General features: G+C 42.3%; 10 protein-coding genes. 1 reads left to right on the top strand and 9 read right to left on the bottom strand.

Going from position 1 to position 16,478, the window contains the following annotated elements:
• Positions 1-264: 264 nt before the first annotated feature.
• Complete coding sequence (locus HMPREF2987_RS06285) at positions 265-1,875, bottom strand: glycoside hydrolase family 13 protein (RefSeq protein ID WP_075229789.1); 1,611 nt, start codon at positions 1,873-1,875, stop codon at positions 265-267.
• A 150-nt stretch (positions 1,876-2,025) separates the two neighbouring features.
• Between HMPREF2987_RS06285 and HMPREF2987_RS06280 the strand changes: the two genes are divergently transcribed.
• Complete coding sequence (locus HMPREF2987_RS06280) at positions 2,026-3,510, top strand: DUF1846 domain-containing protein (protein WP_049503931.1); 1,485 nt, start codon at positions 2,026-2,028, stop codon at positions 3,508-3,510.
• A gap of 360 nt (positions 3,511-3,870) precedes the next feature.
• Here HMPREF2987_RS06280 and glmS read toward each other — a convergent pair whose 3' ends face one another.
• The 8 genes from glmS to der all read right to left on the bottom strand — a co-directional run bounded on the left by glmS (position 3,871) and on the right by der (position 16,469).
• On the bottom strand, positions 3,871-5,679 hold the full coding sequence (glmS, locus tag HMPREF2987_RS06275) for a glutamine--fructose-6-phosphate transaminase (isomerizing) (RefSeq protein WP_075229788.1): 1,809 nt from the start codon (positions 5,677-5,679) through the stop codon (positions 3,871-3,873).
• A gap of 633 nt (positions 5,680-6,312) precedes the next feature.
• Positions 6,313-8,328, bottom strand: a complete 2,016-nt coding sequence (gene recG, locus HMPREF2987_RS06270) for an ATP-dependent DNA helicase RecG (RefSeq protein ID WP_075229787.1) — start codon at positions 8,326-8,328, stop codon at positions 6,313-6,315.
• A gap of 24 nt (positions 8,329-8,352) precedes the next feature.
• On the bottom strand, positions 8,353-9,456 hold the full coding sequence (gene alr / locus HMPREF2987_RS06265) for an alanine racemase (protein WP_075229786.1): 1,104 nt from the start codon (positions 9,454-9,456) through the stop codon (positions 8,353-8,355).
• Positions 9,437-9,808: a holo-ACP synthase gene (gene acpS / locus HMPREF2987_RS06260; protein ID WP_075229785.1), complete on the bottom strand. Its 372-nt coding sequence runs from the start codon at positions 9,806-9,808 to the stop codon at positions 9,437-9,439. The genes alr and acpS overlap by 20 nt, the downstream gene beginning before the upstream one ends.
• Positions 9,809-9,854: 46 nt before the next feature.
• Positions 9,855-10,886: a 3-deoxy-7-phosphoheptulonate synthase gene (locus HMPREF2987_RS06255; protein WP_075229784.1), complete on the bottom strand. Its 1,032-nt coding sequence runs from the start codon at positions 10,884-10,886 to the stop codon at positions 9,855-9,857.
• A gap of 1 nt (position 10,887) precedes the next feature.
• Positions 10,888-11,919 carry a 3-deoxy-7-phosphoheptulonate synthase gene (locus HMPREF2987_RS06250; protein ID WP_075229783.1) on the bottom strand — a complete coding sequence of 344 codons (1,032 nt, stop codon included), beginning with the start codon at positions 11,917-11,919 and terminating at the stop codon, positions 10,888-10,890.
• Positions 11,920-12,000: 81 nt separating this feature from the next.
• Positions 12,001-14,514 carry a preprotein translocase subunit SecA gene (secA, locus tag HMPREF2987_RS06245; RefSeq protein WP_075229782.1) on the bottom strand — a complete coding sequence of 838 codons (2,514 nt, stop codon included), beginning with the start codon at positions 14,512-14,514 and terminating at the stop codon, positions 12,001-12,003.
• A 644-nt stretch (positions 14,515-15,158) separates the two neighbouring features.
• The gene (gene der / locus HMPREF2987_RS06235; RefSeq protein ID WP_049508964.1) at positions 15,159-16,469 is read right to left on the bottom strand and encodes a ribosome biogenesis GTPase Der; all 1,311 of its coding nucleotides are present in this window, start codon (positions 16,467-16,469) and stop codon (positions 15,159-15,161) included.
• Between the last annotated feature and the right edge of the window lie 9 nt (positions 16,470-16,478).

The following is a 16,478-nucleotide window of genomic DNA, read 5'->3' as shown; positions in this document are numbered from 1 at the left end:
TAAAAGCAAGGGTTTATAAGGTATTTTTTAGAAAATTCAAACAAATATTTTTTAAAGTTTTTCCTACACTTATTTTAGTAAAGAGAGTGGGACAGAAATCGGTAATTCGTTAGAATTCGATTTCGTCGTCCCACCTCCGCACAGTTGAGTAGGGCTGTAAAAGCTGATGAAATCAGCGAGTAGAGCCCACTCAACCACTGCGTCTTGCTCGGTAATCCAAAGACAATTGAGAGGCTGGCACTTTTGTCCCAGCCTCTTTTAGGTTTAATTGGCCAATTCGACACAGAATGCATCCCAAGGAGCTAGTGTTAGTTGCTCGAGCTTTTCTTGAACCTCGGTGTTAGCAACTAAGATTGATTTGAGAACCCCATTGAAGTAAAATTCTTGTTCTTGATTTGAGAGGTTAGCTACTACTAGGAAACGGCGTTCCCCGTCCTTGCGAATATAGGCAAAGACTTTCTCAGCCGTTTCTAATAATTCAAAGTCAGCTTGAATTAGCCAGCTATTTTCTTTGCGAATCTGAACTAATTTTTGATAAGTATAGTAGATGGAATCTGGATTTGCTAAAGCCTCTTCTACATTAATCTTCGCATAGTTTGGATTGACTCCTAACCATGGTTTCGAGCTTGAAAATCCAGCATAGTCACTAGCATCCCACTGCATTGGAGTACGGGCATTGTCACGACCAATCACGCGAATGCTATCCATGATTGTTTCCATTGAAACACCTTTTTCAAGAGCTTCACGCGCATAGTTGAGGGATTCAATATCCTCTACTTGATCTAGCTTTTCAAATGGGAAATTGGTCATCCCAATCTCCTCCCCTTGGTAAATATAAGGAGTCCCTCTCATGAGATGAAGCAAGATTGCATACGCTTTGGCGGATTTTTCACGGTATTCTTGGTCATTTCCCCAGATAGAGACGATTCGTGGAAGGTCATGGTTATTCCAGAAAAGGGAATTCCAGCCATCCTCAACTCCTAATTCTGTCTGCCATTTGTTGAAAATCTCTTTTAATTTCCCAACATTTAGCTCTTTTTGGTACTGCCACTTAGGTTGTCCTTCCTGATACTGAAGACAGATATGTTCAAACTGGAAGACCATAGACAGTTCTTGTCCTTTTGGATCTGAATAGAGTTTTGCGATTTCTGGTGTCGCTCCCCATGTCTCCCCTACTGTCAAGAGCTCTTTGTCGCCGAAAGTAGCCTGATTCATTTCCTTGAGATAGGGATGGAGCATAGGACCATTGTTGACAATCTTCTGATCAGGAATTTTCCCAATCATGTCAATAACGTCCATACGAAATCCACCGATCCCTTTATCAATCCAGAAATTCATCATTTCATAGATTTTTTGGCGTAGTTCTTCATTTTCCCAGTTAAGGTCTGGTTGTTTTTTACTGAAAAAGTGCAGGTAGTATTGACCAGCCTTTTCGTCATATTGCCAGGCAGAACCACTGAAAATTGACTCCAATTCGTTAGGTTCATCACGCCAGATATAGTAGTCTCGCTCAGGACTATCAGGATTTTCACAAGCTTCGATAAACCAAGCATGCTCATCTGATGTATGATTGACCACCAAATCCATAATGATTCGGATATCTCGTTTTTTAGCCTCAGCTATCAATTCATCCATGTCTTCCATAGTGCCAAATATAGCAGCAATATCTTGATAATTGGCAATATCATAACCATTGTCATCCATGGGGCTATCATAGACTGGAGAAAGCCAGATCGCTGTGATTCCTAACTTCGCTATATAGTCTAGCTTACTGGTAATTCCAGGTAAATCGCCAATCCCGTCCCCATTGCTATCCTTAAAACTCTTAGGATAGACTTGATAAACAACGGCATTGTGCCACCATTTTTCTTGCATCTTTTTTCCCCTTTTAACATTCACTTTATTCCATCATAGACCTTTTCTTAATTTTATGCAAGCGTTTGCTTCAATCTTTTTCTTTATTTCGAACCTCCGTTGTTTCTTATCTTCTATTTTTTTTATATAATAGAAGTCAGAGGTAAAAAAATGAAAAAACAAGCTTTTAGTTCTGAACAATATTTAAATCTACAACGCGACCATATCTTGGAGCGCATCAACCAATTTGACGGCAAGCTCTACTTGGAGTTTGGGGGCAAGATGTTGGAAGACTTCCACGCTGCTCGTGTTCTTCCCGGTTATGAGCCTGACAATAAAATCAAACTCTTGCAAGAGTTGAAGGAACAGGTCGAGGTTGTAATTGCCATCAACGCTAGCAATATCGAGCACTCAAAAGCTCGTGGAGACTTGGGCATTTCCTACGACCAAGAGGTCCTTCGTCTAATCGATAAATTCAATGAACTCGGTATCTTTGTTGGTTCAGTTGTCATTACTCAATATGCAGGCCAACCGGCAGCTGATGCCTTCCGTAATCAATTAGAGAAAAATGGTATCGACTCTTATCTCCACTACCCTATCAAGGGATATCCGACAGATATGGACCACATCATCTCGCCTGAAGGTATGGGGAAAAACGACTATATCAAAACTAGTCGTAACTTGATTGTCGTGACTGCGCCTGGACCTGGTTCAGGGAAATTGGCAACTTGTATGTCTAACATGTACCACGACCAAATCAATGGTATCAAGTCTGGTTATGCCAAATTTGAAACCTTCCCAGTTTGGAATCTCCCACTTCATCACCCAGTCAACTTGGCTTATGAAGCTGCTACAGCAGACCTAGATGATGTCAACATGATTGACCCATTCCATCTCCAAACTTATGGAGAAACCACAGTCAACTACAACCGCGACATTGAAATTTTCCCTGTTCTTAAGCGTATGCTGGAACGTATCTTGGGGGAGTCTCCTTATGCATCTCCAACTGACATGGGTGTCAATATGGTTGGCTTTGCAATCACTGATAACGACGCTGCCATTGAAGCATCTAAACAGGAAATTATCCGTCGCTACTATCAAACTGTTCTTGATTTCAAGGCTGAAAAAGTCGGTGAAACTGCCGTTAAGAAAATTGAGTTGCTCATGAATGACCTAGGTATCACACCAGCTGATAGAAAGGTTGCTGTTGCCGCACGTCAAAAAGCAGAAGAAACAGGCGGACCAGCTCTAGCTCTTGAATTACCTTCTGGTGAAATCGTTACTGGTAAGAACTCAGAACTCTTTGGTCCAACAGCCGCTGCTTTGATCAATGCAATCAAGAAATCAGCTAACATCAATGCTGAAACAAAATTAATTGAACCAGAAGTGGTGAAACCAATTCAAGGTTTGAAAATCAATCACTTGGGTAGTCGCAATCCCCGACTCCACTCAAATGAAATCCTTATCGCACTTGCAATCACAGCTATGCAGAATCCTGATGCAGATCGTGCCATGAAAGAACTCGGAAACCTCAAAGGAAGCGAAGCTCACTCTACGATTATCCTAACAGACGAAGACAAAAACGTTCTTCGTAAACTAGGAATCAACGTAACCTTTGACCCTTACTACCAATACGATCGTTTGTATCGCAAATAAAATATGACACTCACTCCTCTGAGACTTGGATCCTTATCATCCAGCTCTTGGAGGTTTTTTATGGTGATCAAGTCGAATTGTTTTTTAAAGGCTTTTAATTTAATTACTGAATTTTAATTATCTACCTAAGCCTCCTAATTTACTCCTTGTTTTACCTTAAATATACATAAAAAAATGAACAAAGCAGGATTCTGATTTTCAGAAAACTATTTTGTTCACTTTTTGTTATGATTTAAACTCTTATACTCAATGAAAATCAAAGAGCAAACTAGGAAGCTAGCCGCAGGTTGCTCAAAACAGTGTTTTGAGGTTGTGGATGGAAGCTGACGTGGTTTAAAGAGATTTTTGATGAGTATTAGTTTATTCTACCGTTACTGACTTAGCAAGGTTACGTGGCTTGTCCACATCAAGTCCACGGTGTAGAGTTGCAAAGTAAGCGACCAATTGTGTTGGTACGACCATTGAGATTGGTGAGAGGTAAGGGTGTACGGTCGTAAGGACAATATCATCGGTATCTTTAGCAACATTTTCTTCTGCAATAGTCAGGATCTTAGCGCCACGTGCTGCCACTTCTTGGATATTTCCGCGAGTGTGGTTAGCTAGAACCGGGTCTGACAAGAGGGCCAATACAGGCGTTCCTTCTTCAATCAAAGCAATAGTTCCATGCTTGAGCTCTCCAGCCGCAAAACCTTCACATTGGATATAAGAGATTTCTTTGAGCTTAAGACTGGCTTCCATGGCTACGTAGTAATCTTGGCCACGTCCGATGTAAAAGGCATTGCGTGTTGTTTCAAGAAGGTCACGCACCTTGCTATCAATCAATTCTTTTTCTGAAAGGGTTGATTCGATAGACTGAGCCACGATTGACAACTCATGAACCAAATCAAAGGCTTTGGCTTTTTCATTGCCATTTGCTTCACCGACCGCTTTCGCAAGGAAGGCAAGAGCTGCGATTTGCGCAGTATATGCTTTGGTTGATGCTACGGCAATTTCAGGACCTGCATGAAGAAGCATAGTATGGTTGGCTTCACGAGAAAGAGTTGAACCCGGCACGTTTGTCACTGTCAAGCTTGGAATTCCCATTTCATTGGCCTTGACCAAAACCTGACGGCTATCAGCTGTTTCACCAGATTGGCTGATAAAGATGAAGAGTGGTTTTTTGCTGAGAAGTGGCATACCATAGCCCCACTCTGAGGAGATACCAAGTTCAACTGGCGTATCTGTCAATTCTTCCAACATTTTCTTAGAAGCAAATCCTGCGTGGTAAGAAGTCCCAGCTGCTAGAATGTAGATACGGTCTGAGTCTTGAACAGCCTTGATGATAGCTGGATCAACCACTACTTGACCAGCCTCATCTGTATAGGCTTGGATCAACTTACGCATCACCGTTGGTTGCTCATCGATTTCTTTAAGCATGTAGTAAGGGTAAGTTCCCTTACCGATATCTGACAAGTCAAGTTCAGCAGTGTAGCTAGCACGCTCATGGCTATTACCATCATAGTCTTGCACTTCAACGCTATCAGCTTTCACGATAACCAACTCTTGGTCATGAACCTCCATGTATTGGTTAGTTTCACGAATCATAGCCATAGCATCTGAGCAGACCATGTTGTAACCATCTCCAAGACCAATCAAAAGTGGTGATTTATTCTTAGCCACATAGATGACTTCAGGATCTTGTGAGTCAACCAAGGCAAAGGCATAAGAACCACGGATAATGTGAAGAGCTTTTTTAAAGGCTTCAAGTACTGACATGCCGTCTTCTTCAACAAATTTTCCAATCAAGTGTACAGCGATTTCTGTATCTGTTTGTCCCTTAAAGTGGTGACCTGTAAGGTATTGTTCCTTGATTTCAAGGTAGTTCTCAATCACCCCATTGTGGACCAATACAAAACGTCCTGTCTCAGAGCGATGTGGGTGAGCATTGTCTTCTGTTGGTTTACCGTGAGTGGCCCAACGAGTATGTCCAATACCAGTTGTCCCCTCAACGCCAGCAGTTTTAGCGGACAATTCTGCAATACGACCAACAGCCTTCACCAAATGGTTTTCAGCACCACCTAGGACAAAAATTCCCGCAGAATCATAACCACGGTATTCGAGCTTTTCAAGCCCTTGAATCAAAATATCAGTTGCATTTGTGTTTCCAACAACACCAACAATTCCACACATAGTATATACGACACAGACAAGCTGTGCTTTCCCCTTGAATTGGTATAGTCTAATTCTCGCTTTGCAGAATCAGCAAAAACAGTATATACTTGTTTCTTTTACTTGTCAAGAATAAAAATTGGTATAGCGTAATTATACTGATTCTATCTACTAAAAGTCTATCATATTTCGCCTAATACTCAATGAAAATCAAAGAGCAAACTAGAAAGCTAGCCGCAGGTTGCTCAAAGCACTGCTTTGAGGTTGTAGATGAAACTGACGAAGTCAGTAACCACACATACGGCAAGGCGAAGCTGACGTGGTTTGAAGAGATTTTTGAAGAGTATAAAGCAAGTATTTAAAAAGGGCTCTATCGCCCTTAATAACTACTATTTTGTAGCAAGCTTGTCTGCTTCTACTACTTCTTGAAATGTTTTTTGATAATTCACTTTAATCTTCATTGTCATATGAGAGTCCTCGTTTCTTTTTGATGACTCTAGTATAAGGGCCAAACCTGAAAGCTAGCTTAAGTTTTCCTTAGAAAAAGCTTATACTCAATGAAAATCAAAGAGCAAACTAGGAAACTAGCCGCAGGCTGTACTTGAGTACGGCAAGGCGACGTTGACGTGGTTTGAATTTGATTTTTGAAGAGTATTAATCTAAATGTTCTTTCTTTTCTAGATTTAGGGCAATCATATGCCACTCTGGATCCTCCTGCCAGTTAGGAAGAGAGCTGATATAACCAGCTACCTTACGCGCTTCCTCAAGAATCGGAAAATCTTCGATAATATCAGCCACTTGAAACTCTGGTAGACCTGACTGTCTGGTTCCAAAGATTTCACCAGAACCCCGCATTTTCAAATCTTCTTCTGCAAGGACAAAACCATTGGTCGTTTCCGTCATGATACGCATGCGGTCTTTACCTGAGTCCGTTTTAGGATTGGCCACTAGAACTGCATAAGACTGCTTATCCCCACGACCTACACGACCTCGAAGCTGATGAAGCTGGCTGAGTCCGAAACGATCAGCATCCATGATAATCATGACCGTCGCATTGGGAACATTAACCCCAACCTCGATAACCGTTGTCGAAACCAGAATATCAGTCTTTCTATCTTTGAACTCCTGCATAATCTGGTCTTTTTCATCACTCTTCATCTTACCGTGTAAGAGGGCAACTCTTGCTTTGCCAGAAAAATGAACCGTCAATTCTTCCGATAAAGCAATAGCATTTTTTAAGTCCAAGGCTTCAGATTCTTCAATCAAGGGAGAAATAACATAGGCTTGTGAACCCTTCTGAATCTCACTCTCTAACCAAGTCAAGACCTGGGGCAGTTGTTCATGCTTGATCCAGCGTGTTACGATTGGTTTTCGTCCCGCTGGCATCTGGTCAATAATAGATACATCCATATCCCCAAAGGCTGTAATGGCCAAGGTCCGTGGTATGGGAGTTGCCGTCATCATGAGGACATCTGGATTTTCTCCTTTTTCACGTAGGATGCGTCTTTGTCCCACACCAAAGCGGTGTTGCTCATCGATGATAATCAAGCCTAGTCGGGCATAGTCCACGCCGTCTTGTATAAGAGCATGGGTACCGATGATCACATCGGCTTCCCCCTTAGCAATCGTTTCCAAAACCGTGCGTTTTTCTGCAGCTTTTAGTGAACCCGTTAGGAGAGCTAGTTTCAAATCAGGAAAGAGACTTTCTAGACTTTCAAAATGTTGCTCTGCAAGGATCTCTGTCGGAACCATTAGAGCTGCCTGATAACCCGCCGTTACAGCAGCATACATAGCTAGTCCTGCAACCACTGTCTTCCCACTACCGACATCCCCTTGTAGAAGGCGATTCATATGGCGGTCAGAACTCATATCAGTCAAGATTTCTTGCAGACTCTTTTCTTGAGCTTGGGTCAAAGCAAAAGGCAGATCTCCTTGCACTTTTACTAACTTTTCTGGAGACCAGTTCAAGACCAGACCACTTCCTTGAATCATATTTTCAGACTTGAGGCTTTGCAATTGCATTTGAAAATAAAAGAGTTCCTCAAACTTGATTCGACGAAAGGCCTGTTTGTACTCTGCCAAATCCTTAGGGAAATGCATAGCGCGAACGGCCTGGCAACGGGACATGAGTTTGTATTTATCTAGCAAGGACTGGGGGAGATTTTCCTCTATCAAGAGGTCCAATCCTTGATCAAAGGCAGTCTTAATCACCTTAACCAAGGCAGCTTGACTAACTCCTTGAGCTAAGCGATAGACAGGTTGAAGTTCATCATCCACTTGGGCCAAAACCTTCATCCCTGTCAGACTAGCCTTAGCACGATCCCACTTACCAAAGACAGCAAGAGTCGCACCCAGCTCAATCTTATCAGCCAAATAGGGTTGATTAAAGAAATTGACCGCAAAAACAACCTCTCCCTGCTTGATGCTAAAGCGTAGGCGATTACGCTTAAATCCATAATACTGAACACTAGCTGGCGTTACCACCTGACCAGACAGAACCGCCTTCTCGCCATCTTCTAGCTCTAGTACCTGCTTGGTCTTGAAATCTTCATAACGGAAAGGAAAGTAAAGCAAGAGATCTTGCAAGTTTTCAATTCCTAGTTTGGCATATTTCTCTGCTGATTTAGGTCCCACGCCTGGCAAGACATGCAAGGGTTGGTGTAAATTCATGCTACACTCCTTTCCTTCTGTTTTTTAATAATATTCTCTCGGAATTCGATCACTGAGGAGACAAACCACCTCATAATTGATGGTTCCTCGGTAAACTGCTACGTCTGTTGCAGTAATCTCCTTGTTCCCGTTTGAGCCAATCAAGGTTACCTTGGTACCCAATGGATAAAGCTTAGGTAAGCGAATGGTGATTTGGTCCATGGATACACGCCCTACGATGGGGCACAATTGCCCATCAACCAGAACTGAAAAATTCTGCATATCTCGTGTCCAACCATCTGCATAGCCGATTGGTAGAGTAGCGATAACTTGTTCGGAATCAGATTCATAAGTAGCTCCATAGCCTACATAAGCACCTGCTGAAACTGTCTTGACATGAACCAAGGCAGATTCCAAGGATAAGGCTGGTTTGAGGTCATAGGGTAATTCCAAGACCTGTCCACTAGGATTGAGTCCGTACATAGCATCCCCCATACGAACCGCTTTGAAAATCGTTTCCGCATGCCAAAGGGTTGTAGCCGAGTTGCTTGCATGAACCAGTTCTGGCAAATCTTTAAATTCTGCTAGAATCGCTTTGAAATGCTGCAATTGTTGTTCAAAGTAGACCTCTGACTTCTCATCTGCTGTCGCAAAGTGAGTAAAAACCCCTTCAACATAAGCTCCATGTTCCTGAAGCAAAACTTGGACCTCTTGAGCTTCTCTAGCATCTCTAAAACCAATCCGTCCCATACCTGAGTCGATTTTAAGGTGAACTGTTAGCCCAGATAGGTCTGAATGGGTAGCCAATAAGGCTTGCACCCACTCTAGACCAGCTACCGTCAAGGTAATATCAAATTCTTGGGCTAGTGGAATTGACTCGACCTCAGATACCCCTAAAATGAGAATCTTCTTAGCAATACCTGCCTGACGAAGTTCCAGTGCTTCATCGATATTTGAAACGCAAAATCCGTCAACATCTGACTGGATAGCCGTCGCAACAGCGACCGCCCCATGACCATATGCATTAGCCTTTACAACCGCCCATTTGAGAGTCCCTTGTGGAATATGAGTTCCCATTTGCTGGATGTTATAGCGGATTGCTCCTAGATCAATAAGAGCCTTGGTTGGTCTATGTGGACTTGTTTTCATGAGATTCCTCCAAAATTACACTTGCAGTTGCATATTGTTCAGTGTGGCTGATCGATAGCCAAATCTTACCATGAAAAGGAGCTTGGCTAAAATAAGGGGCCCCCTTCTCGTCATTCAAAATCTCTAAATCCTGAAAACTAAGCTTGCCTATTCCGGTTCCCATAGCCTTAGCAAAAGCTTCTTTGGCAGACCAACGCCCTGCTAGATATTCTATTTTTCTGCGTCCTTTAAGTCCAGTAAAGCGTTCCAGTTCCTTGACCGTCAAAACACGCTGGGCAAAACTGTCTTTTCTTTCAACCGCCTCTTGTATCGACGCTAATTCTTCGATATCAATGCCATGTCCAACTATCATTTTTCATCAAAAGAAGTTGAGATACCCCCAACTCCATCCTTTTCATTTATTTTGTTAAGGTAGCGTAAATTTCTTCTACCAAGGCTTCTGTATGTTCCCAACCTAGACATGGATCTGTAATCGAACAACCAAATATTTCTGGCTGATTTTGACGACCATCTGCTAGATAAGACTCAATCATAAAACCACGGACTGTTTTCTTGATTTTCTCATTCCAATCACGATTGAGCAAAGCCTGGCGTACGATGCGGATTTGCTCTAGATACTGCTTACCTGAATTGTCATGATTGGTATCAATGATAATAAAGGGATTTTCCAAGCCCATTTTCTCATAACCTTGGATTGAGTTTAACAGGGTTTCATAGTAAAAGTTGGGTTCATTTTTCCCATACTCATTTAAGGCCCCACGAAGGATGACGTGGGCCAAGGGATTGCCAGATGTCTCAACTTCTTGTCCATGATAAAGGAAGGTTTGCTTGTTTTGTGCCGCGTAGATGGCATTGAACATGACCGACAAATTACCAGAAGTTGGATTTTTCATCCCAACTGGCGCATCGATTCCTGAAGCCACAAAGCGGTGTTCCTGGTCCTCCACAGAACGTGCCCCTACCGCATGATAGCTGACCAAATCATCAACCAAAACGAGATTGGACGGGTAGAGCATCTCATCAGCTGTTGTCAATCCTGTTTCAGTAATAACCCGATAATGTAGCTGGCGAACAGCCTGCAAACCATTAATCAAGCTCGGAGCTTTTGAAGTGTCCGGCTGGTGCACCAAACCCTTATAGCCATCTCCATTGGTGCGTGGTTTAGCAGTATATACACGCATGACCATAAAAATCTTATCGGCCACTTTTTTCTGCAAGTCCGACAAGCGACGAGCATACTCAAGGACTGCTTCTTCATTGTCAGAAGAACATGGCCCTATGACTAGTAGGATACGCTCATCCTTACCAGAGATGATCTCTGCTAATTCACGATCACGACTTTCCTTACGACTCAAAGCCTCTGCAGATAATTGTGTTTCTGCTTTTATCGCTTCAATATCGATTTCTTGACCCTTTTCAATAAATGCCATTTTATTCTCCTAGTCTTTGATAGATTTCTCGAACCAAAGCTTCCGTATTTTCCCAACCTAGACATGGATCCGTGATGGATTTACCAAAGACCTCCGGCTCATTTTGACGTCCATCCTCTAGATAGGATTCAATCATAAATCCACGAACATATTTTTTAATCTTTTCATTCCAGTCGCGGTTAATCAAGGTTTGGCGAACAATACGGATCTGTTCCATATATTGTTTTCCTGAATTATCATGGTTGGTATCGATGATGATAAATGGATTTTCAAGCCCCATCTCTTCATACTGGGCAATGGTGTCCACTAGATTATCGTAATAATAGTTAGGAATATTTTTCCCGTATTCATTGAGGGCCCCACGAAGAATAGCATGAGAGAGTGGATTTCCAGTCGTCTCGACTTCTTTCCCCAAGAAAAGGAAGCTCTGCTTATTTTGTGCCGCATAAATCCCATTAAACATGACATTGAGATTGCCAGATGTTGGATTTTTAAAGCCAGTTGAAAAATCTGCTCCACTAGCTACAAAACGGTGTTGCTGATCTTCGACAGAACGAGCTCCAACTGCCATGTAGGAAATTAGATCATCTACCAAGGGAAGGTTCTCTGGATATAACATTTCATCCGCCGTGGTCATTCCTGTTTCAGAAATAACGCGATAATGCAGATGGCGAACAGCCTTGATTCCATTGATGAGGCTAGGCGCTTCTTTGGCATTCGGCTGATGAATCAAGCCCTTATAACCGTCACCATTTGTACGTGGTTTAGCAGTATAGACACGCATGACCATAAAGACACGGTCTTTGACTTCCTCTTGCAAGGCTGAGAGACGTTTAGCATACTCGAGGACTGCTTCTTCGTTATCAGATGAACATGGTCCAATCACTAAGAGAATACGCTGATCTTCACCACGAATAATCGCTTCAAGTTCTTGATCCCGTTGATGTTTCTTGGCAAGGGCCTGACCTTCTAATTTAGATACACTACGAACTTCTTGGATATTAATTTTAGGGCTTTTGGCTGTAAATACCATATTTCATCCTCCTTATAAAGCAAGCGGACGCCAAGTGAAAATTCACTTTTCACTAGGCATCCGCCTGAAAATCATTCAATCTTAACGTCGTTTCCCGTGACAGTTTTTAAACTTCTTACCTGATCCACATGGGCACAAGTCATTACGTTTGATTTGGCTGACATCCAAATCTGCAGGAAGGTCAGCTTGTTGGGCAGCAATATTTCGAGTCGCTGTCGTGCTGATATGACGCTCCGCCTGTGGGCGTTCTTGTTCATGGATTTGAGCTTTCATCATCAAACGAGTCACGTCAAACTCAATAGAACCGATCATATCATTAAACATACGGAAACCTTCTGCTTGATACTCTACGACTGGGTTATTCTGAGCATAGCCACGGAGACCAACAGCATTACGTAACTGGTCAAGAGCATCGATATGGTCAGTCCATTTATTGTCAACCACACGTAGGATCAATACCTTCTGGAATTCCTTAACTGCTTCTTCATCTCTTAACTTAGATACTTGGTTATTGTAAACAATCAAAGCACGTTGGAAGAGTTCTTCCTTGATTTCTTTATCTGACAAGCCTGACAAGTCATCAAGAGAAATAGAATCTTCTGGCAAGAGGTTGAATCTAGCAAAGTTGAGGATTGCTTCTAATTTTTCATCTTGTTTAGCACGAGCATGGTTATCAACAACACGACCAATTGTGCGTCTAATCATGGCATGAATCTCAGGAGCAAGGTCACGATCAGCAGTGATAACATCGTAGCGTTGTGAGTAGATAATCTCACGTTGTTCACGCATGACGTCATCGTACTGAAGGACTTGTTTACGAGTATCGTAGTTGTTTCCCTCAACACGTTTTTGAGCTGCTTCTACTTGACGGGTCAACATGCGAGATTCAATAGCTTCGTCAGACATATTGAGGCGTTCAAAGACACCTTTCAAGCGTTCTGAACCAAAGCGTTTCATCAAATCATCTTCAAGAGAAAGGTAGAATTGAGATTCACCTGGATCCCCTTGACGACCTGAACGTCCGCGAAGCTGGTTATCGATACGACGGCTTTCATGACGTTCTGTACCAATGACACAAAGTCCACCAAGTTCACGAACACCTTCACCAAGTTTGATGTCGGTACCACGACCGGCCATGTTGGTTGCGATGGTAACGGCACCACGCTGACCAGCGTTCATGATAATTTGAGCTTCTTTGTAGTGGTTCTTGGCATTCAATACTTCGTGAGGAACGCCTGCAGCTACCAATTTTTTAGAAATGTAGTCACTGGTTTCAACCGCTACCGTACCAACCAAGACAGGTTGACCTTTTTGGTAGCGAGCTTTTACATCTTCGACAACAGCCTTAAACTTAGCTTCGATACTTGCATAGAGTAGGTCTGAGTGGTCGATACGTTGAACCGGACGGTTTGTTGGGATAGGAATAACACGAATATTGTAGATTTCACGGAATTCTTCTTCCTCAGTCTTACCTGTACCCGTCATACCTGACAATTTCTTGTACATACGGAAGAGGTTTTGGTAGGTGATAGAGGCTGAAGTCTTGGTTTCATCTTGGATTGGCACACCTTCTTTAGCTTCAATCGCTTGGTGCAAGCCATCAGAATAACGACGACCTTCCATAGTACGACCTGTAAATTGGTCGACAATCAAAATCTCTTGCTCTTCGCTAACCACATAGTCAATATCGAGAAGCATGATGTAGTTGGCACGAAGGGCGTTATCGATAAAGTGAGTCAGAGCAACATTTTCAATATCGTAGAGGTTGCTTAGATTGAAGTAGCTTTCGGCCTTGTCAATACCAGAATCAGACAAACCAATAGTCTTAGACTGAATGTCAATGATATAGTCATCCTTATCCAAAGACTTCACAAAATGGTCAGCCATATGGTAGAGTTGACTGGTTTCAACTGCATTGGCTCCTGAAACGATCAAAGGAGTACGAGCTTCGTCAATCAAGATAGAGTCTACCTCATCGACCAAGGCATAGTTAAGCGGACGTTGAACCATATTCTCCGCACGGACGACCATGTTATCACGAAGATAGTCGAAACCAATCTCTGAGTTGGTTGAGTAAGTGATATCACACTCATAGGCTTCTTTTTTCTCCATTGGAGATTTTGCTGCCAAGTTAATCCCTACTGACAAGCCGAGCCATGAGTACAATTCACCCATCTCAGTCGCATCACGTTCAGAAAGGTATTCATTGACCGTAACTACGTGAACCCCTTTGCCTGAAAGAGCATTGAGGTATACAGGCATCGTCGCTGTCAAGGTCTTCCCTTCCCCTGTACGCATCTCTGGCACGTCACCATGGTGAAGAACGATTCCACCCATAACCTGAACCTTATATGGGAAGAGACCAAGGACACGCTTAGCTCCCTCACGGACAACCGCAAATGCTTCATATAACAATGAATCCAGTGATTCACCATTTTTGTAACGCTCTTTAAACTCTACCGTTTTTGCCTGCAATTCTTCATCAGTCAAGGCAGCCATCTGGTCTTCATACTTAAAAACCTTGTCAGCCATCTTCTCCAGACGACGAATCTCTCCTTTATCATTTTCGATGATTGATTTTAATAAATTTGCCATTTTTTTCCTTACTTTAAATTCTGAATATTTTAGAATGTTCTTTTTATTGTAGCATATTTGCCCATTTTTTTCAAGAAATATTCCGTTTTCCCTAAAGACGAAAAAAGGGCTAATCATCAAGATTAGTTCCCTTAAAATTCCTATTCCGAGGCTAGTTTTCTTCATTAATGCTTCTAGCTAGTTTATCCATGAAAAAATTGCCATCATTTTCTATCAGGTACAAGCTTGCCTATTTCTTTCAAGGAAGACTGGATTTCTTCTTTTCCAATCGTAGCTTATTCATAAATTTTAGACAAGCATAGATTTTCCAGTCATTGACTAAGGATAAAAAGACTAAAAGTAGCCATATCACCCATCTAACAAAATCCCTTGGTTCTTGTAAAATAAAGTTAAATAAGACTAGCGAAAAAAGCGTGAAAACTAGACCAAACAATGCTGCTAGAGGCATATAAAACCAATAAAAATAGTAAAAGACAGAAAAGTACTTACTTCCTGGCTGTACCTTCCCTTGCCAACGAAAAAAGTAAAAGTAGGGTGCCAAAATCAAGAATTTTAATAGTTTTTCCATCTCCTTACCTCTCCAACGCTTTCCTTATTTTATTATATCAAAAAGATCTGGAAATCGCATTCCAGATCTTGCTTATTTATTTCCGTTTTCTTGCAATGAGATGAATCGGAGTTCCTTCAAAGACAAAGGCCTTGCGGATTTGATTTTCCAAGAAACGCAAGTAAGAGAAGTGCATGAGTTCTTCTTCGTTGACAAAGATGACAAAGGTTGGTGGTTTGGTTGCCACTTGGGTCGCATAGAAAATCTTGAGGCGTTTCCCTTTGTCAGTCGGTGTTGGGTTGATGGCAATAGCATCCATAATCACATCATTCAAGACTGCTGATGGGATACGGGTATTTTGACTTTCGCTGATTTGCTTAATCATCTCAGGCAACTTGTGGAGACGTTGCTTGGTTAAAGCTGATACAAAGATAATCGGTGCGTAAGGCAAGTATTGGAACTGCTCACGGATATCTTCTTCCCAGTTTTTCATGGTATGGTTATCTTTTTCAAGAGTATCCCACTTATTGACCACGATAATCATCCCTTTACCAGCTTCGTGGGCAAATCCAGCGATACGCTTGTCATACTCACGAATACCTTCCTCGGCATTGAGGACCATCAAAACTACATCTGAACGGTCAATGGCACGCATAGCACGCATAACTGAGTATTTCTCAGTATTTTCATAGACTTTCCCTGACTTACGCATACCAGCCGTATCAATCATGGTAAACTCTTGGCCGTCAGCATCTGTAAAATGGGTATCAATAGCATCACGAGTGGTACCAGCGACAGGGCTGGCAATGACGCGATCTTCTCCCAAAATGGCATTAATCAAGCTAGATTTTCCAACATTTGGACGACCAATCAAGCTGAATTTAATAACATCTGGATTTTCTTCTTCAACTTCATGTGGGAGGTTTTCCACAATAGCATCCAGCACATCCCCTGTCCCAATACCGTGAACAGATGAGATTGGTAGAGGTTCGCCCAATCCAAGAGCATAGAAATCATAGATATCATTTCGCATCTCTGGATTGTCAACCTTGTTAACGGCTAGGATGACTGGTTTATGAGTTTTATAAAGTTTACGGGCAACGTATTCGTCCGCATCTGTAATTCCTTCTTTTCCAGACACGACGAAGACGATAACATCTGCTTCTTCCATGGCAATTTCTGCCTGGTGCTTGATTTGTTCCATGAAAGGCGCATCGACATCATCGATTCCCCCAGTATCAATCATACTAAAAGAACGATTGAGCCACTCACCTGTGGCATAGATACGATCTCGCGTTACACCTTCAATATCTTCTACGATTGAGATGCGTTCTCCCGCGATACGGTTAAATAGGGTTGATTTCCCAACATTGGGACGCCCTACAATGGCAACAGTTGGTAAGGCCATGTTTTCTCA

Source organism: Streptococcus sp. HMSC067H01, from assembly GCF_001814775.1.
Lineage (GTDB): Bacteria > Bacillota > Bacilli > Lactobacillales > Streptococcaceae > Streptococcus.
Note: the sequence above shows the minus strand (reverse complement) of the source record. Positions and strands in the feature narration are given on the sequence as shown.

Coding starts and splice junctions, on each gene's coding strand:
- glmS (WP_075229788.1), bottom strand. CDS start 5,679: ATGTGTGGAATTGTTGGTGTTGTTGGAAACACAAATGCAACTGATATT.
- der (WP_049508964.1), bottom strand. CDS start 16,469: ATGGCCTTACCAACTGTTGCCATTGTAGGGCGTCCCAATGTTGGGAAA.
- HMPREF2987_RS06285 (WP_075229789.1), bottom strand. CDS start 1,875: ATGCAAGAAAAATGGTGGCACAATGCCGTTGTTTATCAAGTCTATCCT.
- HMPREF2987_RS06250 (WP_075229783.1), bottom strand. CDS start 11,919: ATGGTATTTACAGCCAAAAGCCCTAAAATTAATATCCAAGAAGTTCGT.
- secA (WP_075229782.1), bottom strand. CDS start 14,514: ATGGCAAATTTATTAAAATCAATCATCGAAAATGATAAAGGAGAGATT.
- HMPREF2987_RS06255 (WP_075229784.1), bottom strand. CDS start 10,886: ATGGCATTTATTGAAAAGGGTCAAGAAATCGATATTGAAGCGATAAAA.
- acpS (WP_075229785.1), bottom strand. CDS start 9,808: ATGATAGTTGGACATGGCATTGATATCGAAGAATTAGCGTCGATACAA.
- recG (WP_075229787.1), bottom strand. CDS start 8,328: ATGAATTTACACCAACCCTTGCATGTCTTGCCAGGCGTGGGACCTAAA.
- HMPREF2987_RS06280 (WP_049503931.1), top strand. CDS start 2,026: ATGAAAAAACAAGCTTTTAGTTCTGAACAATATTTAAATCTACAACGC.
- alr (WP_075229786.1), bottom strand. CDS start 9,456: ATGAAAACAAGTCCACATAGACCAACCAAGGCTCTTATTGATCTAGGA.